The 25,209-nt window shown below is 73.8% G+C and carries 17 protein-coding genes; 9 read left to right on the top strand and 8 right to left on the bottom strand.

The features are described 5' to 3' along the window. Positions 1–31 precede the first annotated feature (31 nt). Complete coding sequence (locus tag LE181_RS20075) at positions 32–451, bottom strand: CBS domain-containing protein (protein ID WP_225662696.1); 420 nt, start codon at positions 449–451, stop codon at positions 32–34. Between the two features lie 203 nt (positions 452–654). Between LE181_RS20075 and LE181_RS20070 the strand changes: the two genes are divergently transcribed. After that, entirely contained in the window at positions 655–1,461 is an 807-nt protein-coding gene (locus tag LE181_RS20070; protein WP_225662695.1) for a VOC family protein, read from the top strand. A gap of 30 nt (positions 1,462–1,491) precedes the next feature. Here LE181_RS20070 and LE181_RS20065 read toward each other — a convergent pair whose 3' ends face one another. Then, complete coding sequence (locus LE181_RS20065; protein WP_225662694.1) at positions 1,492–1,668, bottom strand: DUF397 domain-containing protein; 177 nt, start codon at positions 1,666–1,668, stop codon at positions 1,492–1,494. 9 nt (positions 1,669–1,677) lie between these two features. Then, entirely contained in the window at positions 1,678–2,529 is an 852-nt protein-coding gene (locus LE181_RS20060; RefSeq protein WP_225662693.1) for a helix-turn-helix domain-containing protein, read from the bottom strand. Positions 2,530–2,788: 259 nt separating this feature from the next. Here LE181_RS20060 and LE181_RS20055 point away from each other — a divergent pair, with 259 nt between their 5' ends. After that, positions 2,789–3,253, top strand: coding sequence for an ATP-binding protein (locus LE181_RS20055; protein WP_225662692.1), 465 nt, complete (start codon positions 2,789–2,791; stop codon positions 3,251–3,253). Between the two features lie 13 nt (positions 3,254–3,266). On the opposite strand, the gene LE181_RS20050 is transcribed toward LE181_RS20055, so the two are convergent. From LE181_RS20050 to LE181_RS20035, 4 genes are all read right to left on the bottom strand, one after another. Then, entirely contained in the window at positions 3,267–4,220 is a 954-nt protein-coding gene (locus LE181_RS20050) for a carbohydrate ABC transporter permease (protein ID WP_263869202.1), read from the bottom strand. Next, positions 4,217–5,602, bottom strand: a complete 1,386-nt coding sequence (locus LE181_RS20045) for an extracellular solute-binding protein (protein ID WP_225662690.1) — start codon at positions 5,600–5,602, stop codon at positions 4,217–4,219. The genes LE181_RS20050 and LE181_RS20045 overlap by 4 nt, the downstream gene beginning before the upstream one ends. Positions 5,603–5,688: 86 nt before the next feature. Then, positions 5,689–6,411 carry a response regulator gene (locus LE181_RS20040; protein ID WP_225662689.1) on the bottom strand — a complete coding sequence of 241 codons (723 nt, stop codon included), beginning with the start codon at positions 6,409–6,411 and terminating at the stop codon, positions 5,689–5,691. Next, positions 6,408–8,084, bottom strand: coding sequence for a sensor histidine kinase (locus LE181_RS20035; RefSeq protein ID WP_225662688.1), 1,677 nt, complete (start codon positions 8,082–8,084; stop codon positions 6,408–6,410). Before LE181_RS20035 ends, LE181_RS20040 begins: the two co-directional genes overlap by 4 nt. A gap of 165 nt (positions 8,085–8,249) precedes the next feature. On the opposite strand from LE181_RS20035, the gene LE181_RS20030 reads away from it, so the two are divergent. The 7 genes from LE181_RS20030 to LE181_RS20000 all read left to right on the top strand — a co-directional run bounded on the left by LE181_RS20030 (position 8,250) and on the right by LE181_RS20000 (position 22,697). After that, a complete protein-coding gene (locus LE181_RS20030; RefSeq protein ID WP_225662687.1) occupies positions 8,250–9,632 on the top strand; it encodes a cation:dicarboxylate symporter family transporter in 1,383 nt (460 codons plus the stop codon). Positions 9,633–10,116: 484 nt separating this feature from the next. Further along, complete coding sequence (locus tag LE181_RS20025; RefSeq protein ID WP_225662686.1) at positions 10,117–12,414, top strand: vWA domain-containing protein; 2,298 nt, start codon at positions 10,117–10,119, stop codon at positions 12,412–12,414. 108 nt (positions 12,415–12,522) lie between these two features. Continuing rightward, on the top strand, positions 12,523–16,023 hold the full coding sequence (locus LE181_RS20020) for a tubulin-like doman-containing protein (RefSeq protein ID WP_225662685.1): 3,501 nt from the start codon (positions 12,523–12,525) through the stop codon (positions 16,021–16,023). Next, on the top strand, positions 16,020–18,473 hold the full coding sequence (locus tag LE181_RS20015; protein ID WP_225662684.1) for a hypothetical protein: 2,454 nt from the start codon (positions 16,020–16,022) through the stop codon (positions 18,471–18,473). Before LE181_RS20020 ends, LE181_RS20015 begins: the two co-directional genes overlap by 4 nt. A 58-nt stretch (positions 18,474–18,531) precedes the next feature. Further along, positions 18,532–19,617: a protein kinase family protein gene (locus tag LE181_RS20010; RefSeq protein ID WP_225662683.1), complete on the top strand. Its 1,086-nt coding sequence runs from the start codon at positions 18,532–18,534 to the stop codon at positions 19,615–19,617. After that, complete coding sequence (locus tag LE181_RS20005; protein WP_225662682.1) at positions 19,614–20,720, top strand: hypothetical protein; 1,107 nt, start codon at positions 19,614–19,616, stop codon at positions 20,718–20,720. Before LE181_RS20010 ends, LE181_RS20005 begins: the two co-directional genes overlap by 4 nt. A gap of 6 nt (positions 20,721–20,726) precedes the next feature. Further along, entirely contained in the window at positions 20,727–22,697 is a 1,971-nt protein-coding gene (locus LE181_RS20000) for a hypothetical protein (RefSeq protein ID WP_225662681.1), read from the top strand. A 52-nt stretch (positions 22,698–22,749) separates the two neighbouring features. On the opposite strand, the gene glgB is transcribed toward LE181_RS20000, so the two are convergent. After that, positions 22,750–24,948: a 1,4-alpha-glucan branching enzyme gene (glgB, locus tag LE181_RS19995; RefSeq protein ID WP_225662725.1), complete on the bottom strand. Its 2,199-nt coding sequence runs from the start codon at positions 24,946–24,948 to the stop codon at positions 22,750–22,752. Positions 24,949–25,209: the final 261 nt, after the last annotated feature.

Genomic DNA, 25,209 nt, shown 5'->3' with positions numbered 1-25,209 from the left:
TCCGGGGGCAGTGCGGGTCGGGTCCGCCGGCTCAGCGGCGGGCGTAGACCATTTCCGCGAATTCGGCGATCTGGTCGTCCGTGAGGTGCTGGGCCAGATCGGCCTCGCTGATCATCCCCACGAGACGCTTGTTCTCGATCACCGGGAGTCGCTTGATCCGGTGGTTCTCCATCTCGTGCAGGACGTCCTCGACATCGGCGTTCGCGTCGATCCAGCGGGGCGTTCCCTCGCACAGATCGGCGGCCGTGCACCGCGACGGGTCGATCCCCTCGGCAATGCACTTCACGACGATGTCGCGGTCGGTGACGATGCCGCACAACCGCTCGTTCTCGTCGGCGACGGGCAGTGCCCCGACGTTCAGGTCGCGCATCAGCTGGGCCGCAGTGTCCAGGGTCTCCGTCTTGGATATCCACTGGGCGCCGGGGTGCATGATCTCCTTGGCCGTCGTCATGGTCCGTCTCCTGCCTTCCGAGTGCGGGGGTGTGCCGTGCCTCTCTGATGGCACTCTCATCGTCTCCCCTCACCCGGGCCCGCGGCTATCGGAGGCATACTCCGTTCACGGGTGCGGTTCGTGCCGGGCGGGTGTCAGTGGCCGGTGCCAGACTGAGTGTCGCCGGGGAAACCCGGCCGGATCCGTCGAAGGGGCACATCGCCATGCTCACTACAGACTTTGTCGCCGGTTCTCCTTGTTGGCTCGACCTCGGCAGCCCGAACGTCGAGGGCGCCGTCGACTTCTACCGTGACGTCTTCGGCTGGGACCACCGGTCCGCGGGCCCGGAGGCGGGCGGTTACGGGATCTTCCGCAAGGACGGCAAGGACGTCGCGGCCCTCGGCCCGCTCACCGAGGAGGGCGCGAGCTCGGCCTGGACCGTCTACTTCCGGACCCTCGACGCGGACGCCACGGCCAAGGCCGCCGAGCAGGGCGGCGCCACGGTGCGGGTGGCGCCGTTCGACGCGACGGACGCCGGGCGGATGGCCTGCCTCACCGATCCGTGCGGCGCGGACTTCGCCGTCTGGCAGTCGGGCACCGTCAAGGGCCTGGAGACGGTCACCGAGCCCGGCTCGCTGTGCTGGACGGAGCTGCACACCTCCGACCCCACGGCGGCCAAGGCGTTCTACCGCGGCATCTTCGGCTGGCGCTCGGAGGACGTCAAGGTCCCCGGCATGACGTACACGGTCCTGTCCACCGCGGCCGGCGAGGACCAGCAGCGGGCCTCCTTCGGCGGCGTCGTCCCCGTCCGCGAGCCCGCCGACAAGCCGCACTGGCTGCCCTACTTCGAGGTTCCCGACGTCGACCAGGTCGTCGCCCGGACGGAGGGCAACGGCGGCTCCGTCGTCATGCCGGCCGCCGACGCCCCCGACATCGGGCGCATGGCCTGGCTGGCGGACCCGTACGGCGCGGCCTTCGCAGTCATCAAGAGCGTGACGCCTCCGGCGGAGCCGGCACCGTCGTCGGGCTGACGCCCGCGGGTGCCTCTGCCCCCCGGGGGGCTACGCGTCGGCCTTGACGCTCGCCAGCAGGGCGCGCAGCCGGTGCGGGGTGGTCCGGATGACGGTGCCGGGGGTGTCGCTCTCGCGTATGAGGACGTGCCCCACGCAATCGGCAAGTTCTACGCACTCGACGGCATCCGTCGAAAACGACGACTTTTGCCAGCGGATTTCCGACATGTCATGCCTTCACAGTTCTGCGACGATGCTGCAGACGAGGTTGCGCGTGTCGCTCGGGCTGAGAGAAAGCTCTTCGGTGCGGTCAAGGATAGTCCGGTAGTTGGACAAGTGGGCGGGCGCATCGAGCAGGGCGCTTCCCTGGGCCACATCCAGGTGGACCGTGTCCAGTTGAGGAACTGCGCCGACGGCGTAGAACGTGGACGTTCCGGCATTCGGGAAGCCGCCGGCAGTGAACGGAATCGCGCGGATGGTGACGTTGTCCCGCTCGGACGCCTCCAGTACGTGCTCCAGTTGCCGGAGAATCACCTTCGGGCCGCCGAATTGCATCCGCATCGCCGACTCGTGGATCAGAAAGGTGCAGGTGGGCGGGGTGTCCTTGTCCAGGACATCTCTGCGCCTCATGCGGAAGGAAAGCCTGCGTCGGAGTTCCGCGGGTGTCAGCCTGGGGGCCGCCGTGGCGAAGACCGCCTTTGCGTAGTCCTCCGTCTGCAGCGGGCCGGGCATATGCATGATCTGTACGGTGCGCAGTGCGCGGGCATGGTGTTCCAACTCGGCCACGTCGATGGCCCCTTTGATGACCGAGCCGCGATACTCCTCCCACCATTGCTTGCCGCGCTCCTCGGCCATCTCGGCCAGGGCCTCGACGTACGGGCGATCCGTGCAGGCATAGATGCGCGCGAGTGCTCGGACGCGTTCGGCGCTCACTCCGAAGCGGCCTGCCTCGATATTGCTGATGCCTGTGCGGTTTGTTCCCAGTTGCTCCGCGGCTTGCGGAGCGCTCAACCCGGCATGTTCACGCATCCGGCGCAGCTCCGCGCCGAGTCGCTGCTGCCGCGCTGTCGGTGCTGGTCTCGGTGGCACTACAGGTCGTCCCTCCCCTGGTGGTGCCCTCATGCTGCCACGTTGGCCACCTGATCGACGTGTCACTCCAACGGGTTTGCCGGAATTAGTAGAACCCGTTTGCCTCCCTGCTCTATGGTCGTCGCAGAGCGGAGCACCGGGTGCGAGGCGAAGCCGAAGTGCAGCCGAGCAGCAGCCAGTTGGCGCTGCTGCGCGGCCGGGCCACGGCGGGCTACGGCGCTGCGCGGACTGGCCGCAGAACCCGTGAGGAGACGAAGTCGTGGGTGGAACAACGCTCGGTGGTCCCCGGAACGTCATCGGCGACGAGCCCGTCGCCTACTACGAGATGGCCGCGCCGGCCGTCGGGCCGACGGCCCGGGTCGCAAGGGAATTCGTGACGGCCGTGCTCCGCGCAGCGGACCGGCACGCGCTCGTCGACGACGCGCGGCTCTGCGTCTCCGACGTCGTCACCAACGTCGTCCTGCACGCCCGCGTGTCCGTGCTGGCCGTCGAGATGACCGTCCACGGGGACCGGGTCGTCGTGGCCGTACGGGACGACGACCCGGCCCGGCGGCCGTACCACCGTCAGGCCGGTCCCGACGAGGAAAGCGGCAGGGGGCTGATGCTCGTACGCACCATTTCCTGCGAGTCGGGGGTGACCTTGGTCTGGGACGGGCTCGACCTGACCGGTAAGCGTGTCTGGTTCGTTCTGTGCGAGCAGGAGTCGTGCCCGGTACCGGCATAGCCCGCAGCTGCTCCTACACCTCCTCCCTCAGCAGCCGCACGTACACCGCCGCGAAGACGGCTCCCACGAGCAACAGCAGCAGGGCCACGGCCGTTCCGTAGCCGATCAGTGCCTTGAGGAACGCCTGGTCGTACATGAACACCGGCAGGGTCTGGCTGCGGTTGCCCGGGCCGCCGCGGGTCATGGCCCAGATGAGGCCGAAGACCGACAGCGTCTGCAGGGTGTTGAGCATGAGGTTGGTGCCGATCGACCGGCGCAGCAGGGGCAGGGTGATGTGGACGAAGCGGCGCAGGCCGCTCGCACCGTCGACCTCCGCCGCCTCGGTGATGTCGCGGGGGATGTCCGACAGGGCGGCCGCGTAGACCAGCATCGAGAAGGCCGTGCCGCGCCAGACGTTGGCGAACGAGACGGCGAGGATGGGCAGGGTGAACAGCCAGTTCTGCTGCGGCAGGTGCAGCCACTCCAGAATGGCGTTGAGCGTGCCGCGCCGGTTGAAGAAGGTGTAGAGCAGGAAGCCCGCCACGATCTCGGGCAGGACCCAGGCGGCGACCACCACCGTGCCCGTCAGGGTGCGGACGCCACGGGACGCGCGCCGCATGAGCGCGGCCAGGGCGAAGCCCAGCGTGTTCTGGCCGACGATCGACGACAGGACCGTGAAGAGCAGCGTGAGCAGCACCGCGTTGCGGAAGTCCGGGTCCGCGAGGGCGCGGCGGAAGTTGGCCAGGCCCACGAAGGAGGCCGAGGACTGGCCGGTGAGCTGGGTGTCGGTGAAGGCCAGGTAGACGCAGTACGCGATCGGGCCGGCCAGGAGGAGGAGCAGCAGGAGCGTCGCCGGCGCCAGCGGGAGCCAGCGGGCGGCGTTGCGGGTTCCCCCGGCACCGCGGCGGGTGCCGTGCGCCGTCCGCGCCACACCCTTCCCCTTCGCGCCGCCGGACCCGCACGCGGCGGTCCTCGCGCGTTCCCTCATCGCGTCGTCACACCCGACGCGCCCGCGATCGACCGCAGCCGCTCGTCGTAGCGCCGCGCCGCCTGCGCCGCGTCCGCGTCGCCCGTCGTGACCGACTCCATCGCCTCCTGGATCGCGTTCGACACCTGCGGATACACGGGCAGCGCCGGGCGGTAGTGGGTGTTCTCGACCAGGCTCGTGAAGAACTCGATGCCCGGCATCGACTCCCGGTAGCGGGTGGTCGACGCCACGTCGTCCCGCACGGCGATCTGCGCGTCGCGCACCGTCCACTCGGTCGCGTTGGGCAGCGTCTGCAGCGTCTCGATGACCTGCCAGGCGAGGTCGGCCTTGGCCGACTTGGCGCTGATGGCCCACGTCCAGCCGCCGGACAGGCTCACCCGGCCCGGTGCCGTGCCGTCCTTCGTCGGGAAGGCGGCCCGGCCCATGACGTGGGGCCACTCCGGCCACGGGGAGGGGCCGTCGGCCAGCCAGTTCTTGGCGAGCCACGAGCCGTCGAGCGCGATGGCCAGCTTGCCGCGCGGAAGCCAGTCGGTGGCGACGACGGTGGTGACGTTCGGGTCGAGCGCCTCGGAGGGCTCGGGGCCGAGCTTCTCGGCGTAGACGGTCCGGACGAAGTCCAGGGCGTCCTTGAAGCCCTGGCCGCCCGCCACCCACTTCTTCGCCGCGGGGTCGTACAGAGGGTCGGCCCCTGTCCCGTAGAGCAGCATCTCGAAGCCCTGCATGGCCGCCGCCTCGCCCGCGCCCTTGCCGGTGTAGACGTTGAGGGGAATCACGCCGGGGAGCTTGCGCTTGATGACCCGGGCGGCGTCGAGCACGTCCTTCCAGCTGTGCGGCCACCAGTCCTTGGGCAGCCCGGCCTTGGACAGGAGCGACGTGTTGAACCACAGCCCGCGCGTGTCGGTGCCGTCCGGCACGCCGTACGTCCTGCCGTCCTCCGCCTTCGCCGACGCCTTCGCCGTGGACTCGAAGTGGTCCCACGCCTTCCACCGCGCCAGCTTGTCGTCCAGCGGTCTCAAGTAGCCGCTCTTGATGTCGGAGTTGATGAGAAACGTATCCTCACGGACCACGTCCGGTGCCGTCTTCGGCGACCGCATCATCTGCTGGATCTTGGCCGCGTAATCGCCGTCGGACGCCTGGATCGGGACGAGTTGGAGCTTCTTCCCTCGATGCTCCCGCTCGAACTGCTTCTTGATCAGGGCCAGATGGTCGTCCATGATCCGCACGTTGTTGTCCGTGCTGCGCTTATAGGCGATCTTCACGGTGTCCGGATCGCCGCCGGAGCCGCCGCAGGCCGTCAGAGAAGCGGCCACGAGCAGGGCCGCGGACCCGAGGGCGAGCGCGGTGAACGCGCGACCGGTGTGTACGGGGGTGGTGGGGCGCATGGCACGACCTCCTGCACCTTGTGACGTCGAGTCGTACGTTCCCTCGGCGGCCCCGCCGCACGCGTACCGCCCGCCGTCCGCCGCCGTCAGCGCCCGCTGAGCCAGCTGTAGCGCAGTTCGGGGCGGCCGACCTGGCCGTACTGCGGGGCCCGGGCGGCCCGGCCGGTGTCGACCAGGTGCTCCAGATAGCGCCGGGCGGTGATCCGGGAGATGCCCACGGCGGTCGCGGCCGCGCCCGAGGAGACGCCGTCGGCCCCGGCTGCCCGCAGGGTCTCGGTGATCGACTGCAGGGTGTCGGGGGCCAGCCCCTTCGGCAGCGCCGCGGGCTGCGGCGCCCGCAGCGCCGCCAGCGCCCGGTCGACCTCCTCCTGGCCGCTCGCCTCGCCCGCGGCGGCGCGGAACTCCGCGTACCGCACGAGGCGGTCTCGCAGGGTGGCGAAGGTGAAGGGCTTGAGGACGTACTGCACCACCCCGAGCGAGACCCCTTCGCGGACCACGGCCAGGTCGCGGGCCGAGGTCACGGCGATGACGTCCGCGGTGTGCCCGGCGGCGCGCAGCGAGCGTACGAGCTGCAGGCCGTGGCCGTCGGGGAGGTAGAGGTCCAGGAGGAGCAGATCGACCTGCGTCCGCTTCAGGATCTGCGACGCGTCGCCCCGGCTGTGCGCCGTGCCGGCGACCGAGAACCCCGGCACCCGCCCCACGTACAGCGCGTGCGCGTCGGCGGCGACGGGGTCGTCCTCGACGACCAGGACGCGGACGGGCGGCGGGGACGCGGCCGCCACCGGGGGCGTGCTCGGTCTGGTGCTCATGCGGGGACTCCTTCGGAGATACGCGTGCACAGGGGCAGCCGGACGGTGAACTCGGCCCCGCCGGCGGGGGAACGACCCAGGGTGACCGTGCCGCCGTTGCGCCGGGCGGCCTGCTGCACGAGCGCCAGGCCCAGGCCGCGGCCGTGCGGGGTGGCGGCCGGTGACTTGGTGGACCAGCCGCGCCGGAACACCTCGTCCACGGCCTCGGGGGCCACCCCCGGACCCGAGTCGCCGACCCGCAGCAGCAGTTCACCACGGCCGTCGCCCGCACTCCCGGGAGCGTCCCCGCCGGGGTCGTCGCCACCACCGGTCCGGACGGTCACGGTGACGCGGGCGGTGCTGCGGGAGCCGGTGGCCGCCTCGACCGCGTTGTCGATGAGGTTGCCGAGGATGGTGACGAGGTCCCGGGCCGGCAGCCCGGCCGGCAGCAGACCGTCGTCCAGGCGCGTGTCGTCGGTCAGGACGAGCTCCACCCCGTGCTCGTTGGCCTGCGCGGCCTTGCCCAGCAGGAGCGCGGCCAGGACGGGCTCGCCGACGGCCGCGACGACGCGGTCGGTGAGGGCCTGGGCGAGTTCGAGTTCGGCGGTGGCGAACTCCACCGCCTCCTCGGCCCGGCCGAGCTCGATGAGGGAGACCACGGCGTGCAGACGGTTGGCCGCCTCGTGCGCCTGCGAGCGCAGCGCCTCGGCGAAGCCGCGCACGGAGTCCAGCTCCCCGGAGAGCGACAGCAGCTCGGTGTGGTCGCGCAGGGTGACGATCGTGCCGCGCCGCTCCCCGCTGGAGACGGGCGAGGAGTTGACGACGACGATGCGCTCGGCCGTCAGGTGCACCTCGTCGACGCGCGGCCCGGGGGCCATCAGCGCATCGGTGAGCGAGGCGGGAAGCCCCAGCTGGGTGACGTGGCGGCCGACGACCTCGCCGTGCAGGCCGAGGAGTTCGCGGCCGCCGTCGTTGACGAGCGCCACGCACCGCCGGCCGTCGAGCATCAGCAGCCCCTCGCGCACCGCGTGCAGCGCGGCTTCGTGGTAGTCGTGCATCCGGCTGAGTTCCTTGGCGTTCATGCCGTGGGTGTGGCGGCGCAGTCGCAGGTTGAGGAGGTAGGTGCCCACGCCGCCGAGGGCGAGGGCGCCCGCGGCCATGCCGAACAGCGCGGCGACCTGGTGGCTGAGCCGGGCGCTGATCACGTCGACCGTGATGCCGGCGCTGACCAGCCCGATGACGGTGTCGTGCTCCTGCACGGGCGCGACGGCCCGCACGGAGGGGCCCAGCGTGCCGGTGTACGTCTCCGAGAACGTCCGGCCGTCCAGGGCGGGGGCGGTGTGGCCGATGAAGCGTTCGCCGATGCGGGCGGGGTCGGGGTGGGTCCAGCGGATGCCGCCCGGGCTCATGATCGTCACGAAGTCCACGCCGGTGTCGCGCCGGACCTGTTCGGCGTACGGCTGCAGCGCGGCGGCCGGGTCCGCCGACCGTACGGCCGCCCGTACGGCCGGTGACGCGGCGACGGCGGTGGTCGCGGTGGTCACCTGGCGGCGGGCGGCCTCCTCCGCCTGCCGGCGGTCGGTGAGGTACGTGAACACCGCGCAGCCGGCCACCACGAGCGCGACCAGCACGATCTGCATCGCGAAGAGCTGGCCGGCCAGGCTGCGGGGACGGCGTATGCGGGGTGTGGGCATGGCCGACAGTGTGCCTTCTGGCGCGTTCGTGAACGTAATGCACGTAAGCGTGACCGCCGTCACAGCGCAGTGCATAGTCTCCGCTGTCCCCGCTGTTGTCTGGGCGGGGTCCGAGGGCGGGGTCCGAAAGCGGGGCGAGAGTCGAGAGACGACGAGGAGACAACCGTGGGAGTGCAGTCATCACCGCCGCAGGAGCGGCGGCAGGCGGGGAGCGGGCGCGACCGCACGCACTACCTCTACCTCGCGGTGATCGCGGCGGTGATCGCCGGCATCGCGGTCGGGTTCGTCGCCCCGGGTGTCGCGGTGGAGCTCAAGCCGCTGGGCACGGGCTTCGTGAACCTGATCAAGATGATGATCTCGCCGGTCATCTTCTGCACGATCGTGCTGGGCATCGGATCCGTGCGGAAGGCCGCCAAGGTGGGCGCCGTCGGCGGCCTGGCACTCGGCTACTTCCTGGTCATGTCGACCGTGGCCCTCGCCATCGGGCTCGTGGTCGGCAACCTTCTGGAACCCGGCAGCGGGCTGCACCTGACCGACTCCCTGCGGCACGCGGGCGAGGCCCAGGCCAAGGGCGCGGCGCACGAGTCGACGGCCGCCTTCGTGCTCGGCATCATCCCCACCACCATGGTCTCCGCCTTCACCGGCGGCGAGGTGCTGCAGACCCTGCTGGTGGCGCTCCTGGCGGGCTTCGCCCTGCAGGCGATGGGCGCGGCCGGCGAGCCGGTCCTGCGCGGCATCGGACACATCCAGAAGCTGGTCTTCCGGATCCTCGCCATGGTCATGTGGGCCGCGCCGGTGGGTGCGTTCGGCGCGATCGCGGCCGTGGTCGGAGCCACCGGCACGGACGCGCTGAAGTCGCTGGCCGTCATCATGATCGGCTTCTACGTCACCTGTCTGATCTTCGTGATCGTGGTGCTCGGTGCGCTGCTGCGCCTGGTGGCCGGGGTCAGCATCTTCGCGCTGCTGTCGTACCTCGGCCGGGAGTTCCTGCTGATCCTGTCGACGTCCTCGTCGGAGTCGGCGCTGCCGCGCCTGATCGCCAAGATGGAGCACCTGGGCGTCAGCAAGCCCGTCGTGGGCATCACGGTGCCGACGGGCTACTCCTTCAACCTCGACGGCACGGCCATCTACCTCACGATGTCCTCGCTGTTCGTGGCGGAGGCCATGGGGCAGCCGCTGTCGCTGGGCCAGCAGGTCTCCCTGCTGCTGTTCATGATCGTGGCGTCGAAGGGCGCGGCCGGGGTGACGGGCGCGGGGCTCGCCACGCTGGCCGGCGGCCTGCAGTCGCACCGCCCCGAACTGGTCGACGGCGTCGGACTGATCGTGGGCATCGACCGCTTCATGAGCGAGGCGCGGGCCCTCACCAACTTCGCCGGCAACGCGGTGGCCACGGTGCTGGTGGGCACGTGGACGAAGGAGATCGACCGGGAGCGGGTGACGGAGGTGCTGAGCGGGCGCCTGCCGTTCGACGAGCTCACGCTGACCGATGACGGGCACGGGCCGGTGCCCGGCCCACGGGACGGGGAGAAGGAGGCCGCGACGGCCTGACGTCCCCCTCACAGACCGCCCCCACGGCGGGCCGTCCCCCACGACGGCCCGTGCCCGGTACGGCACCGCCGGGCCCCGCCGTGGGGGCTTCTTCCTGTCACGGCGGAGGGGGTGCCCCGCCCGCGGCGGTGTTGACTTCCGGGGGTACACGCCACGACGCTTTGTCGAGACCTCGACACATGGTGTCAATACGTCGGTCGGGGCGCGCGGTAGCACGCGTCGCAGCACACAAGAAGCGCGTACCCCCTTGTCGTGCATCCGCTTTCCCGGCCCGATGCCCACACGACCGCATGCAGGAGCGACGAGAACAGGGATGCTGGCGGGCATCCGTGAAACGGCAGGGGGAGCCGGCGGCGTCGACTCCCGCCGGCGGAACGGTCATGGCGAGACCGAACGGGGGCGTGAGGCGATGTGCCGGTCATCATTCGGCGGGGCCGCGCGGAGGAGAGGAGCCCTGCGGGGCACCGGAACCGCGCTGGCCGCGATGCTGCTGGTGGCAGCCCTGCCGGCGGCCGGTGGGGCGGCCCCGGGCAGGGCAGCCGGCGAAGGGGCCGCCGACGTCAGGCCGATCGAGATGGTGGTCGCCGTCGACGAGTCGAACAGCCTCGGCGACGCCGACGTGGAACGGGAGCGGGACGCCGCCCAGCGCATAGCCGCCGGCGAGATATCCGACCGCTCCCGGGTCACCGTCCTCGGCTTCGCCAGCGCCGACGACGCGACCCAGCACCCGGTGGACGAGGTCTGCCCCACCACCACGCTCGACCCCGTCGCCCGCAACCGGCTCGGCGACTGCGTCCGCAAGCTCGCACGGCGCACGGCGGGCCAGGGCACGGGCACCGACTTCCCGGCCGTCGTCCAGCAGGCCGTCGACCGGCTGAGCGAAGGGCCGGACGGCACGCCGAGGGTCCTGTTCCTGCTGACCGACGGCAAGCTCGACGTCGGCGACAGCGACAGCTACGGGGCCAGGGAGCACCGGCAGAAGAACGGCGAGCGGCTGCTGACCGAGGTACTGGCCAAGGCCCGGGCGGCCAAGGTGCAGATCTGGCCGCTGGGCTTCGGCGGCCGGATCGACGAGGCCGCGCTGAAGGCCATGGCCGCCGCCGGCTACCAGGAAGCGTGCACCGACCTGCCGCAGGCCCGCCCGCAGGCCAGGGTCGTACCGGACGCCACCACCCTGGCCGGCGCCCTGCGAAAGGACTTCGCGGCCGCCCGCTGCCTCGTCTCCGACGACGAGAAGTACGGCACCCCGCCCGCCGATCTCACCGTACGGATCTCCCCCCTCGCCACGCTCGCCAGCATCGTCGTCTCCAAGGGGGACCCCGCCGTCGGCGTCACCTACGTCGACCCGCTCGGCAAGGAGGTCACGTCCGGCGAGAAGCGCGACGGTTCGGTCTTCGAGCGCACCGGCAGCGGGCAGGAAGTGGAGTCGCTGCGCATCACCGACCCCCGCCCGGGCGACTGGAAGGTGCACCTGGCCGCGCCCGAGGGGCACCGGGACAAGCTGGCCAGCGTCGGCGTCCAGTGGCGCGGCGCCCTGCGCTCCTTCATCACCATGAGCCCCACCGCGCCGCGTCCCGGTCAGCGCGCCACCGCCCAACTGCAGCTCCAGACCCGTGACCACGAGGCGATCACCGACCCGCGCGACCTGGAACAGCTGCGCGTGTCGGCCAGGCTGACCGGGGACGGCTTCGACGCACAGCCGGTCACCCTCGCCGACAACGGGCGGGACGGCGACGCCAAGGCGGGCGACGGACGGTTCACCGGCAGCGTGACCCTCCCCGCCACGGCCCGCGGCGCGCTCCACCTGGTCGGCGTGCTCAGCGCGGTCGGCCTCACCGCCGACCACCGGGTCCTCCACTCCTGGATCGGCGGGGCCGTCGCGCAGGTGCGTGCCGACGTCGAGCTCCCGAACGGCGTCGCCACCGTGCACCCCGGGGGGACCCTCCCCGTCACGGTCACGGCCGTCAACACCTCGGCCACCACCCGGACCCTTGTCCCGGACCTCGCCGACGCCGCCCCCGGCGACCTGACCCTCTCGATGCCACGGCTCACCCTCGCTCCGCAGCAGACCGTCGAACAGCACGGCACGCTGCGCGTCGGTGGCGGCGCACGACCGCGCACGCTCACCGCGAGCGTCCAGGTGACCGACACGACCGGGGACGTCCGGGTGCTGGACGCGAAACCCGTCACCGTGAAGGTGGTGCCCGTCCCGAGCCTTCCGGCGCGGATCTGGCACGACTGGTGGGCAGCCATCGTCCCCGGCGTGATCGTGCTCGCCTGCCTGCTGGCGTACGCGGTCTGGGCCCTGCGCGACCGCGAACGCCGCGCCGACCCGACCGGCCTGGTGCTCCGGGTCCTGGTGCCGGAGGGCTCGGGGCACCGCGAGGGCGGCTCGCTGACCGTCAACTCGGGCGGGACCGTGCCGTACCGCTTCGACGTGGCCGACGAGACCGGCGACGATCCCCGGCTCGAACCCCGGCCCGACACCGGGCGCTTCCACCTCCGGCGCAGCCGCCGGGACGGCGGCGTGCTGCTGCGGGCACCCGGCCGGGCCGAGGAGGCGGTCCGCATCGGCTCGGCCGTACCACTGCTGGAGAGCGGGGCCCTGCTGCGCATCGAACGCGGCACGTCCGGCCGCGCCCACTCCGTCCGCGGGGCCCTGGGCGGCCTCGGCCGCCTCCTCGGCGGGCACCGCCGGACCCCGCCGCCCGGCACGGACGCAGGTCCCGGCCGGCCCCCCGGGACGGGGCCCGCTCCCGGCGAACCCCACCCCGACCTCTGACGGGACGCCGGGGCCACGGGGCGCCCCGGCGCGCCCACCCACTCGACGACAGACCCACGAACGGCGGGGGCACCCAGGACGGCGCCCCGGCAAAGGGGGACGAGAACGATGAGACTCTTCCAGCCGATGCTCTTCGTCGGCCTGGGCGGCACCGGCGGCCTGGTCGGCGCCGAACTCGAACGCCGCCTGCGCGCCGAACTCTGCGGCCCCGACGGCACCCGGCTCGTCGCCGGCGGCCGCCGGCTGCGCCACCAGCTGCCCGACTGCCTGCAGTTCGTGTACGCCGACTACAGCGAGAACGAACTTGCCCGGCTGCCGCACCTGAGCGCCGACCGCACCCTGCGCCAGGCGTACGCCCGCACCGCCCGGGCCACCCACGACCTGCTGCCCGCCGAGTACGACAGCTCCCCGAAGGTGACCCGGATGCTGCGCTCGTCGCTCCGCAGGGAGACGGCCGGCTGGCTGCCGCCCCGGGAGGGCGAGCCCAAGGTCACCCCGCTGCGGCACGGCGCCGGCCAGCTGCCCACCGTCGGCCGCGCCGCGCTGTTCGGCACCCTGCGCAACGGGACCGGGCCGGTGGTCGAGCCGCTGCGCCAGGCGATCGACGCCCTCAGCCGCTCCGGCGGCGAACTGGAGGAGCTCGGCGGCGGGCCGTTGAACGGCTGCGACGTCTTCGTCGCCTTCTCCGTGGCCGGCGGCACCGGGGCCGGGATCTTCCTGGACTACCTGCACCTGATCGGCCAGGCGTTCAAGGAGAAGAACCTCACCGGCGCCCGCATCTACCCGCTGGTCGTCATGCCCTCCGCCTTCCTCCCCGAGAGCGGCGGCGGGCGGGCGGCCGAGCTCAACGCCGCCCGTGCCGTGGTCGACCTCTTCCGGCTCGTCGACGAGCAGAACGTGCCGGACGCCGAGGCGGACTTGGGCGAGACGGAGCACCCGGACGCCCTGCGGATCCGCTACCCCGAGACGTACCCGATCCGGCTGGGCGCCGGCATGGTGCCCACCGCCTTCCTGTTCAGCCGCACCGCCGGCATCCGCCCCGACGACCTGCGCCGCTCCATCGTCTCCCTGGTGATGTCGCTCGTCGGCACCGAGCTCGGCGAGGGCCCGGGCCACGGCGACGACGACTACCAGACCTTCGCGGCCAACTTCATCAACCGGGGCGTCACCCGGCGCACCCGGTCGGCCACCGGCATCGGCCACCGGGGCGTCTCCACCAGCCTCGTCGCCTCCATGACCGCCCCGCTCGACGAACTCGCCGAACTGGTCTCCGCCCGCGTGCTCGCCCGGGCCGTCCCCCGGCTGCTGGACCGCACCCGGCCCCGCACCACCGAGACCGCCCCCCTGGTGCGCGACATGTTCGACGAGTGCGGGCTGAGCGAGCTGTGGCGCCGGGAGGCCATCATGGTTCCGGAGCCCGTCACCGTGCCCCGCGGCGGCCCGGAGATCGAGCAGGCCCTGCGCAACCGCGTCGAGGACATGCTGCGCCTCCTCGACGACCTCGAACGCCGGGTCACCAGGAGACTGGCCGTCCTCGCCGACGGCTTCGCCCCCCGGTCGGCCGCCGAACGGATGCTGCGCCGGATCGACCTGTTCCAGCTGGAGGGGGTCGTCCGGGGCATACCCGACGACCCCGACCCGGTGGCCCGGCTCGGCTTCCTCGGCGTGCTGGAGAACCGCCGCCAGGAGCCCGCCCGGCCGCCGGACGTGACCGTCCAGCCGCCGCCCGTGCCGCGCGTGCGCGGGCGGCTCGGCGGCCTGTCCCGGCCCCGCTGGGGGGACGAGGCCGTGGTGGCCGTCCTGGAACAGCAGAACCGCTGGTACCACTGGCGGGTCCGGGCCGTCTGGCACCGCGCCTGGAACGCCCAGGAGCAGCACTGGCGGCCCGCCGCCAACGAACTGCGGGCCGACTTCGGCCAGCTCGTGGAGGCGTTCCGCAGCTCCCTCGACGAGGAGCGCGGTTCCTACAACGCGCAGGTCAAGGAGTTGTACGACGAGCGCACCGGGGTGTCGTACCTGCTGCCGCCCCAGGCCAGCCTGGGTGAGTTCTACGAGGACCTGATGGAACGGCTCGTCGAGAGCGAGGGCCTGCGGGACGGTGACGACGAGGGCACGCTGCTGCTGCGGCTCCTCGATGCCGACCATTGGCAGTCCGCCTTCGGCCGTGGCCGCCGCAAGCCGGCCGCCGCGGTCGCCACGGTCAAGGGCGTGCTCGGAGCGAGGGTGCAGCGGCTGTTCGCGGAGGGCGGCCGGCTGCACCGCTCCCGGCCGCTGATGCCCGGTCTGGGCACCCTGCTGGCGGCGGCCGCCGGGGACGCGGAGGCGGCGGAACAGGTCAGCCAGAGTGCCCTGGAGCAGTTCCGGATCAAGTTGGTGGGGCTGCTCCCGGCCGCGTTCACCCCCGAAGGCAACGGCCCCCTCAAGGTGCTCATCACCTACCCCCTGACGACCGGCAGGGAAGCGGCCGAGGACTACCTGAAGCGGACGCTCAACCTGCCGCGCGACGGCCGGCGCACCATCGAGTGCCGGGGCGTGGAGACCGACTCCATCACGGTCGTGCTCTTCCGCAGCGAGATGAGCGTCGCCGAGGTGCCCGAGGCCCGCAACGTGCTGCGCCAGTGGGCCCGCGCCCAGGACGGGCCACGACCGGACGACATGCTGCCCTGGCGGCAGCGGCTCGGCTACCGCGACGACTGGCTGGCCAGCACCGAGGAGGACCGCGAGCACGTCCTGCACCGGCTGCTGTGCGCCATGTGGAACGGCCAGATCGACTACCAGGGCAACCCCGCCTCCCCCGTCAGGGTCCGCGTCCGGCTGCACGACGAGACCGGCCTGGACGCCCCCGCCATCGTGCTGCGCCTGGACGACCGCGGTGACGACGACGGCGACGGCGACCAGGTGTCCAGCTGGGCCGGTCTGCTGCGCGCCTACGAACGATGGGCCCTGCTCGACGAGGCCGGTGCGGGCGACAGGACCGTCGAGGACTACAGCCGCGAGCTGATGACGGTGCTTCCGGAGGGGCTGGCGTCCTCCGGCAGCCGGCCCTCGCCCCTGTATCTCAGGTTCGTCAACGAGATCGCTCCCCGGCAGGTCGACCTGCTGGCCGAGCGCGAGCGCTACTTCGGCGAGAGCGTCACCGCATGGGTGCGCCCCCTGCGCGAGTTCTGGGCCGGCACGCTCCCCCGCGCCCTCGACCTGCCCTTCCCCGACGGCCGGCGCGCCGTGCGGCCGAACCTGCGGGAGCTGGAGAAGTGGGTCACCCGCGACACCGCTCCGGGTGGCCCGCACGCCGGTCCGAAGGGCACGGGAGCCCCGCACGGCGCCTCGCGCGAGCGCGCCCCCGAACCGGCGCCGGACCGCGCCACCGAGCATCCGGCCGGGCCGACCGCCGGCCGGGCCGCCTCCGCTCCGCCGGCGCCGGGGGCCGGGCGCCTGCAGTACCCCGCCTTCACGGACGAGCCGCCGGACGACGGCGCGTGGGCCGGTGAGGAGTCGTCCGTCCCCTGGGAGGTCTCGGGCGGCGACGGCGAGGCCGACTGGGACGACGACGGGGCCGGCAAGCCGGCGGACGGCGGAAGCCGTGGCACCCGGGAGGAGGAGACCCGGTGAACGACCCGGACCCCGAGGCGGGAGCCGTCGTGGTGGTCGACTTCCGCTCGGCGGACGAACGGCCCGCCGACCACGCCCGGCTGCGCGAGACGGTCGCCGGCCAACTGCGCCGGGAGCGGGACGAGGAGCCGGAACACCTGCGCTTCCTCGTCGTCGACACGCCCGCCGGACTGACCGGCCACGCCACGGCGTACGAACGCGTCATGGGCTACCCGACCCTCGGCTCCGTCCGCGTGGTGTGCCTGGCCGTCGGAGACCTCCCGCACGGCCGGGAGGACCGCAGACTGCGGCTCGCCTCGGTGCTGCGCTCGGCCGGCGCCGGGGTGCTCTGGGCCGCCGACCCGTGCGGCGGCGACGGCACGGGCGGGGCGCCCGGCGGCGGCCGCGAGGGCGCCGCCCTCCGCGTCCTGACCGACCTGCTGCGCACCCCCGAGGTGTTCGACCAGGTGTTCGCGGGACTGCGGCGCTGCCCGGCCTCGACGGCCGCCCCGGCCGTCCGTGTCCTGGAACACGACCTGTCCCCGGCGGCCCGCGCCCGCGCCTGGGACGCCGCACTGGCCAGGTTCACCGGGGAGGCGGTCGCCGCCGACGCCCCGGACCCCCGGCCGGCGAACCTTCCCGGGCGCCTCGCCGAACTCGCCGACGGCGGGCCCCGGTCGACGGCGGACCGGTTCCGCGTGCCCGGCGGCGCGGCCGACGCGGCGCACGACGCCTGCGGGCAGGCGCTGCGGGACGCCGACCGGGCCCGCTCCGAACTGGCCCGGCCGAGCGGCCTGTACGACGGGCGCCCGGCGGCGGGCCGGCTGGCCCGCGCCGTCGAGGAGGCCGCCCGGGCGCTCGGGCACTACCGGGACCTGGTCGCCGGGCTGCTGCGGGACAGCGGCGGGCTCGGCATCCCCGCCGGCCAGGCGGGGCAGGTGCTGGCCGAAGCCGGGATCACGCTCCCGCCCGAGGGCCGGGAGCGGCCGGGGTCCGCCGAGGACGACCTCGGCCGGTACACCCTGGGCATGCTGGAGGAGGGCCTCGACCTGCACACCGTCGCCGGGCGGCTGACCGCACTGTCGGAACGGCTCGCCCCGCTGCCGGCCGGCGGCAGGCTGCCGGAGCTGGCGGAGCGCTGCCCGCCCGGCCCGGCCCGTTCGGTGTCCACCGGCCACGCCTTCCGGTTCGCCGGCCCCGGGCCCGGCCCGCTCGTGCCCGTGGCCGTCCTCGCCTTCGCCGCCGCCCTGTGGCCCTGGCCCGGCACCCTCCTGTGCCTGCTTCCGCTCACGCTGCTGCTGACCGGCCATGTGCTGGCCGCCCGCGCCCGCCCCAACCGGGCGGCCGGCGGCCCGATGTCGTCGGCCTGGCCCGCCCAGACGGCGGCCGCCGTCCTCGGCGCCACCGGTGGCCTGGCACTGGGCGGGGCGGTGGACGTACCGCCCTGGGCAGCGCTCGCCGGGCTGCTGCTCAGCGTGCCCGGCACGCTCGTGCTGCTCTCCCGGCGCTGGGCGCGGGCGGTGGACGCCTGGTGGGCCGCCACCGGTGCCGACCGCATCGCCGCCGGGCTCGACGGCATCGACGCCCTGCTCGCCGACGCGATCCGGCAGCAGTGGTGGGCCGCCGAGGAACGCACCCGGTGCGCCGACGGCGCCCGGTCCCTCGCCGGCGCCCTGCGCACGGCCGCCGGCAGCCCCGCAGGGCCCGACGGCCAGGACGGGCAGTGGGAGACGGACGACTGGGACGGGGACGAAGCAGAGGGCGACTGGCTGGACGAAACCGGCTGGACCACGTCCGCCCCCGCCTTCGCCCCCGCCCCGGGCCCGGCCGGCGAAACCGGCGGGTACCCGGCGGAGTCCGCCCCGGGCTGGCTCGACCCGGGCACCGGCGAAGGGGGCCCGGAGCTCCTGGACACGCTGGTGGCCGATCTCGCGGACGCGACCGCGGACGCGCTGCGCCGCCACTGGGACATGGACGGACCCCACGGCCCCGCCGGCGCTGCCGACGCCCACGCGGCCACGCCGGAGCAGGCCGTACGGCAGGCCGTCGACGCCGCCCACCGGCACCTGAGCCGCAACGGCGTGGTGTCGGTGCCGCCGTTCGCCCACCGGGAGCGGCGGCGCGGCGATCCGGTGTCCCTGCTCGGTGTCGGGCCGCAGCGGCTGCGGGAGGCACTGGCCCCCGAACTGCTCGCCCGGCGGCTGCAACCGCTCTGCTCCCCGGCGCAGTTGGCACTGCTCAGCCGGGATCCGGCCGCCACGCGGCTGATCAGGTTCGCCCCCGAGGCGGTTCGCCCGCCCGTGGCGGACGGCGGCCTCCACGAAGGGACGGACGGCGTGGTGTGGACGGCCTCGGGCCGTTTCGTCGGCGCCGTGCGGCTCACCCCGCTGCGCGCCGGGACGGTGGAGGCCGTGTGGACCCGGGCCGACGACGATCCGGACGACGACGGCGGGGGCCCGCATGGTGCATGACCGCTGGGACGACCGGCCCGTGACCGCGCACGAACCAGGGGCGGGGAGAGAGGACGAAGTGAAGCGGAACGAACCGGGGGAGGCCGACACCGAGCTGACGTTCGTCTCCCCCCAGGGCACCGTGCGCCGGCTGCTCGTCGGCCTCGGGCCGGACAGGCTGCGCCTGGTGCGCCCGCCCGCCGTGGCCCGGCCGGTCCGGCTCGACGGCGACCGGCGCGGCCTCCAGGTCCGGTTGCCCGCCGCCGAGGCGGGCAACCGGGTGGCCCACGGCCTGCTGGAGGCGGAGACGTCGGCCGCGCTGGCCCTGCACCGGGCCTACGGGGGCACCCGCTTCCGGGGCCTGTTCCCGGTGCCCCTCGGCCACGACATGAACGCGGCCGAGCCGTTCATCCTGTACGCCGCCCCCCGGGGCCGGCCGCTGTCGACGCTCACCCACGGCGTGTCCACCAGCGACCAGCGGGCCATCGAACGCGACCTGGTGCTGGCGGTGGGGCTCATGGCGGCCGCCGGGCTGGTCCACCGGGGCATCGTGCCGCCCGCCGTCCGCTGGGACGGCCGCCGCCTGCAGCTGTGGGACCTCGGCTCCGTGGCCAGGACCGGCCGGCCCCGCACCCCGTGGGGAGTGGCGCCGTACGCCCCGCCGGAACAGCGGGCCGGGGTGGGCGCCGTCGACCCCCGGGACGCCCTGTGGAGCGTCGGGCAGCTGCTCCACGAGCTGGTCACCGGCCGCCCGGGCAACCCCGACGGCCCGGCTCCCGACCTCGCCCGGCACCACACCCTCGCCCACACCCTCGCCCCGGTCTTCGCCCCCCGGGCCGCCGACCGCCCCACGGCCGCCGAACTCCTCGGCCGGCTCATGCCCGACGCGGGCGCCGCCCTGCTCACCACGGGCGTCCCGGACCCCCTGGATCCCTACCGCCGGGAGTTCGACGAGGCGCTGCGCCGCAAGCACGCCTCCCTGCCCCGCCCGCCCCGGCCGCCGGGCGAGCCCGCGCCCCCGCCCCCGCCGTCGTACGGCCCCGACGGCGGGCCGGCGACCGGCTTCGAACAGCCCCCGCGGCGCAGGGGACCCCGCACCTGGTTCTACGGAGGCGGCGCCGGCCCGTCCGGCACCTCCGGCCCCGAAGGAGGCCGACACCGATGACGACGATTCCCCCGCCGGGCGGTGCCGGCGAGCCGCAGGAGATGCTCTGCCCGTTCTGCCTGGAGCCGATCTCCTTCGACGAGCGGCAGCTGTTCGTCCGCGACGACCGGCAGCAGTACGTGACCGTCGACCTCAGCCGTCACACCAGCGCCCTGCGCCGCTTCGACACCCTGCGCTCCGCCTACCAGCGCTGCCGCAACACCGACGGCGTCCCGCCCCACTTCATCCCCGTGCCCTATCTGACCCACGGCAGCCCGCTGACCGTCGCCATGGTCGGCGACTCGGCCACCGGCAAGACGCACCTGCTGACCCAGATGATCGCCGAGATCGCGGAAAGCGGGCTGGAGCGGTACGGGATCACCTGGCAGTCCGTCAATCCGCAGGAGCACAGCGCCTTCATGACGGAACGGGTGGAGCGACTGCGGGCGGGGGAGATGCTGGAGCACACCGCCTCCACCTCGTTCGCCTCCTTCGTCGAGGCCGTGCTGCTCACCGGCCCCGACGGAGCCACCCGCCCGGTGGCCTTCTTCGACCTCGGCGGTGAGGACCTGCGGCGCACCGACGAGCTGTTGCGCTTCCTGCTCGGTATCGACGCGCTGATCTTCGTCGTGGACCCGCTGCGCGCGCTGCCCCTGCCCCACCTGGACCCGCTGCGCGGCGAGACCAAGCTCAGCCACACACGGGGCGGCGACCCGGCGTTCCAGACCGTCCTCGACAGGTTGCCCCGCACCGGTCCGTACCACGGCGTCGCCGCGTCCGTCGTCGTCAACAAGTGCGACCTGCTGCGCTTCGAGCCCCCCGTCGACCGCTGGCTCGCCGAACCGCCGCCCGCCCGCGTCTCCGCCGCCCGGTTCCGCGAGGAGAGCCGCGACGCGTACGCCTTCCTGCGCCACCACGCGGGACCGGCGTGGGTCCGGCCGTTCGACACCGTGCTGCGCTGCACCCTGCACTTCGCGTCGGCCACGGGAAGCCACGACCGGCACGGCAGGTTCGTGCACGGGACGAGTCCGCGCCGGGTGCTCGAACCGCTGGTGTCGGTGCTGGCCATGTGCGGCGTCCTCGGCGACGGTGGCACCGACGGCCCGGCCGCCGTGGGGATGTGAGCGCGGATGTCGCCGCACGGACCACCGCGACCGCCGGACCGGGCCCTTCGGGAGCGGGTCGACCAGGTGGTCTTCCGGTGGGCGGGCAACCGTACCGGGCGGGCGGGCATCGCGGCGGTCGCCCAGTCCTGCGACGAGGACCAAGCCCATGCGATGGCCGACCGGCTCGGCGTCATCCTGCGGGTGACGGGCGGGGAACGGCGGCCCAGCACCGTCCGGCTGGGATGGGCCGGAAAGGTGGTGCTGCTGCGCCGGACCCCGGGGGAGGACGCCCACGGCAGGGGCAGCACCGTCTGCCACGCCCTGGTCGCCCCGCCCAAGCTGCTGCAGCCCAAGTTCTGCATCGCCCTCGGCGCAGCACCCTGGGCCGAGGACGGCTGGGCGGACAGCGTGACGGGCGACCTCGACACGATCCCGTACGGCCGGCTCGGCACCTGGGCCGACGCGGCGGAGCAGCGGCTGGCGCCGGCCGTCGCGCTCGTCGGCCGTCCCCTGGAGTGCCTGGTGGCCCAGCTGCTGCGCACCCCGGCCGACCGCGTCTCGGCACGGACGACGGAACTTCCCGCCCTGCCGGTGCCGGCAGGGTCCGCCGGGCCACCGGACGCGGCGCTGCCCGTGCTGCTCGGCCTGTGCGACGTCTTCGGCGGGTGGCTGCGCGGCAGCTGGACCTACGCCACGCACGACACGGTGGACTCCCACGGGCTCCGCGTCGTCTTCGTCCCGCACTGGCGCTTCTCGCACGAGTCGGACGTACGGCTCCGTCGCATCGACCTCACCGACCCCGGCCCCGACATCGCCGCCGGGCTCGCCCGTCGTCTCGTACGCCACTACCTGGCCCACGTCGCGGCCACCGGCGGCTCCGGCAGCTACCGCCATCCGCTGCACCTGGTCAGGGATCTCGACCCGCGGGCCCTCGGCGACGAGGCACGGTACGAGGCGGTCACGGCCGCGCTGGAGGGCCGCCGGCCGGAGCCGACGACGGCCCGGCGTCCGCCGGAGTGGCCGTACGACCCGCCTGCGCAACCGGAGCCGCAACCGGAACCGGAGCCCGAACCGGAGCCCGAACCGGAGCCGGCCGTGCGGCCCACGGAAGCGGAGCTGCCGCCGGACCCCGAGCCCGGGCCGGAGCCGGAGCGCGAACCGGAGCGGCCACCGGAGCCGGTGCACGTGCGGACGTACGAGCCCGAGCCCGAGCGGGAGCCGGTTGCCGGAGCGTACGCCCCCGAGGGGGCGGGGGATTCGCGGGAGACGTACGTCCGTGAGCAGGTGCCCCCGCTGCCGGGCCGGCCCCCGCTGTTCGCCCCCACGGACACCGGGTGGTACGACCAGGGCCAGGTGCTGCCCTCCTTCCTCGACCGTGCGCCGTCCCCCCAGCACAGGAAACGCGGGAAATGGGGGAAGCCGCACCGCCAGAGCCTGACGGCCGGAGCGGTCCACCATCTGATCGACCGTCTGAAGTACATCGTCCGCGACGACGTGGCGATCGGCGAGTACCGGCAGCAGGCCCAGGAGGACCTGCTCAGGGCGAGCGACGTCGATCTGCTGAACATCCTCACGGCGCACCTGCCCTATGAGGCCCAGAACATCGTCCTGGAGACGCTGCGCGACATTCCCCGGTCCGAGGAGGAGGCCGCCCAGCTGGCCGTGGGTCTGCACCGACGGAACTTCCTGCTGCACTCCCCGGCCCCGGCCGGCCGGGAGCGGCGGGAGGCACACCTGCGGAGGGAGGCCAAGGTGGCCTCGTGGCTCATGGGCTGGCTGCTGGAACCGTACGCCGCGCGGCACGCCGACGAGGCGGGGGCGTTGCTGCGTGGACTGGCGGCCGCTCCGGAAGGAACCGTGGAGTGCGCGGTGCTGAACGAGCTGCTCGTCGACTGCCCGCCGGACCGGCTGCCCGGACTGCCCCGCGAGGTCTGGCAGGCGGTGATCAGGGGCCTGCACGACCGGGCCGTTGCGGCAAGGAGCCCGCGGGACTGACCCCTCGTCACCGGTGACGGCCCGGCCGGCCGTCACCGGTGCCCGCCGGGCCTCACACCGGCCGCAGCCAGACCGTGGCCAGGGGCGGGAGGGTCAGGTTCAGGCTGCGGGGGTGGCCGTGGCTGCGGGTGGGTTCCGTCTTCAGGGGGTCCGGGGTGGTGACGCCGCTGCCGCCGTAGCGCAGGTCGTCGGTGTTGAGGACCTCCTCCCACTCCTCCCCGCACACCGGCACCCCCAGCCGGTAGCCGTGCCGGACCACGGGGGAGAAGTTGCTGACCGCCAGCAGGGGCGAGTCGTCCGCCGCGAAGCGCAGGAACGCGAAGACGTTGTCCTCCGCCGCGTCGCCGGCCACCCACGCGAAGCCGCCCGGCACGGTGTCGCGCTCCCACAGGGCCGGAGCCGAGCGGTAGCGCCCGTTGAGGTCGCGCACCAGGTCCCGTACGCCCCGGTGGTCGGCCTCGGCGGAGTACGAGGGGTCCAGCAGCCACCAGTCGGGGCCGTGCCCCTCCGCCCACTCCGCGCCCTGGGCGAACTCCTGTCCCATGAACAGCAACTGCTTGCCCGGGTGGGCCCACATGAAGCCCAGGAACGCCCGGTGGTTGGCGCGCTGCTGCCACCAGTCACCGGGCATCTTGGAGACCAGCGACCGCTTGCCGTGCACGACCTCGTCGTGCGAGATCGGCAGGACGTAGTTCTCGCTGTACGCGTACACCATCGCGAAGGTCATGTCGCCGTGGTGGTACTTGCGGTGGACCGGCTCCTTGACCATGTACTCCAGCGAGTCGTGCATCCAGCCCATGTTCCACTTCAGGCCGAAGCCGAGACCGCCGAAGCCCGAGGCGCCCACGTGGTGGGTGGCGCGGGTGACGCCGTCCCAGGCGGTGGACTCCTCGGCGATCGTCACGACGCCGGGGCAGCGGCGGTAGACCGTGGCGTTCATCTCCTGCAGGAACGCCACCGCATCGAGGTTCTCCCGGCCACCGTGCTCGTTCGGCGACCACTGGCCCGCCTCGCGGGAGTAGTCGAGGTAGAGCATCGAGGCGACGGCGTCGACGCGCAGCCCGTCGATGTGGAACTCCTGGCACCAGTACACGGCGTTCGCCACGAGGAAGTTGCGGACCTCCTTGCGGCCGTAGTCGAACTCCAGCGTTCCCCAGTCGGGGTGCGCCGCCCGCAGCGGGTCCTGGTGCTCGTACAGCGGCCGGCCGTCGAACTCGGCCAGCGCCCAGTCGTCGCGCGGGAAGTGCGCCGGCACCCAGTCCATGAGCACCCCGATGCCGGCCCGGTGCAGGGCGTCCACGAGGTGCTTGAAGTCGTCCGGGGAGCCGAGCCGCGCCGTGGGGGCGTAGAAACCCGTGACCTGGTAGCCCCACGAGCCCCCGAAGGGGTGCTCGGCCACCGGCATCAGCTCGACGTGCGTGAAGCCCAGGTCCTTGACGTACGCGGGCAGCTGCTCGGCCAGCTGCCGGTAGGTCAGCCCCGGGCGCCAGGACGGCAGGTGCAGCTCGTAGACGGAGAACGGCGCCTCGTGCACCGGCCGTACGCCCCGCTTCGCCATCCACGCCCCGTCGCGCCACAGGTGGTGCGAGGTGTGCACGACCGAGGCGTTGGCCGGGGGCACCTCGGTGCGGCGGGCCATCGGGTCGGCCCGCAGCGTGTGCGTGCCGTCCGGGCGGGTGATCTCGAACTTGTACAGCGCTCCCTCGCCGACGCCCGGCAGGAACAGTTCCCACACCCCCGAGCCGCCCAGCGAGCGCAGCGGATGGGCGGTGCCGTCCCAGTAGTTGAAGTCGCCGACCACGCGCACACCCAGGGCGTTCGGGGCCCAGACCGTGAAGCGGGTGCCGGTGACGCCCGCGTGCGTCATCGGCCGGGCGCCCAGCGCGCGCCACAGCTCCTCGTGACGGCCCTCGCCGATCAGGTGCAGGTCCAGCTCGCCGAGGGAGGGCAGGAAGCGGTAGGGGTCGTCGATCTCCAGCTCGGCGTCCGGGTAGGCGACCGCCAGCCGGTAACCGGCCGGGACCCCGGTCAGCGGCAGCACCGCGGCGAACAGCCCGTCACCCTCGTCGTACAGCTCGGCGCGCAGGCCCGGGGCGGTGACCGCCACCGAGCGGGCGTACGGGCGCAGGGCCCGCAGCACGATGCCGCCGCCGGGCGCCGGGTGCGCCCCCAGCACGCCGTGCGGGTCGTGGTGCGCGCCCCGCAACAGCCGCTCGCGCGTGGCGTCGTCGAGGGGCTCCGCACGCCGCACGCCCGCGCCGGGCGGAGCGGGGGCGGGAGCGGGGGCGGCCGCCCGCCGGCCGGGCCGCGCGGGCAGGAACGTGGACGGGATCCCTCGTGGCTCGGGAGGCGGGGGCGGGCTGAAGGGCGGTCGTGCGGTCACGGGTGGTCCTCCGGGAGCGTCGTTCCGGTCGGCGTGGATCCGTTCGGCGTGGGCACGGGGCCGGCCCGGGCCGGCCCGGGCGGCGGTGCGGGGGCGGCGGCCGCGGGTGGTGCAGGCGGCTGCGGCCGG

The organism is Streptomyces sichuanensis (assembly GCF_020328095.1).
Lineage (GTDB): Bacteria > Actinomycetota > Actinomycetes > Streptomycetales > Streptomycetaceae > Streptomyces > Streptomyces cinnamoneus.
The sequence above is the reverse complement of the archived record's forward strand: the minus strand, read 5'-3'. Positions and strand labels throughout refer to the sequence as shown.

Bases quoted from the DNA above. Each gene is read 5' to 3' on its own strand.
- LE181_RS20075 (WP_225662696.1), bottom strand. From the start codon at position 451: ATGACGACGGCCAAGGAGATCATGCACCCCGGCGCCCAGTGGATATCC.
- LE181_RS20070 (WP_225662695.1), top strand. From the start codon at position 655: ATGCTCACTACAGACTTTGTCGCCGGTTCTCCTTGTTGGCTCGACCTC.
- LE181_RS20035 (WP_225662688.1), bottom strand. From the start codon at position 8,084: ATGCCCACACCCCGCATACGCCGTCCCCGCAGCCTGGCCGGCCAGCTC.
- LE181_RS20020 (WP_225662685.1), top strand. From the start codon at position 12,523: ATGAGACTCTTCCAGCCGATGCTCTTCGTCGGCCTGGGCGGCACCGGC.
- LE181_RS20005 (WP_225662682.1), top strand. From the start codon at position 19,614: ATGACGACGATTCCCCCGCCGGGCGGTGCCGGCGAGCCGCAGGAGATG.
- LE181_RS20000 (WP_225662681.1), top strand. From the start codon at position 20,727: ATGTCGCCGCACGGACCACCGCGACCGCCGGACCGGGCCCTTCGGGAG.
- LE181_RS20045 (WP_225662690.1), bottom strand. From the start codon at position 5,602: ATGCGCCCCACCACCCCCGTACACACCGGTCGCGCGTTCACCGCGCTC.
- LE181_RS20065 (WP_225662694.1), bottom strand. From the start codon at position 1,668: ATGTCGGAAATCCGCTGGCAAAAGTCGTCGTTTTCGACGGATGCCGTC.
- LE181_RS20025 (WP_225662686.1), top strand. From the start codon at position 10,117: ATGCTGCTGGTGGCAGCCCTGCCGGCGGCCGGTGGGGCGGCCCCGGGC.
- LE181_RS20050 (WP_263869202.1), bottom strand. From the start codon at position 4,220: ATGAGGGAACGCGCGAGGACCGCCGCGTGCGGGTCCGGCGGCGCGAAG.
- LE181_RS20040 (WP_225662689.1), bottom strand. From the start codon at position 6,411: ATGAGCACCAGACCGAGCACGCCCCCGGTGGCGGCCGCGTCCCCGCCG.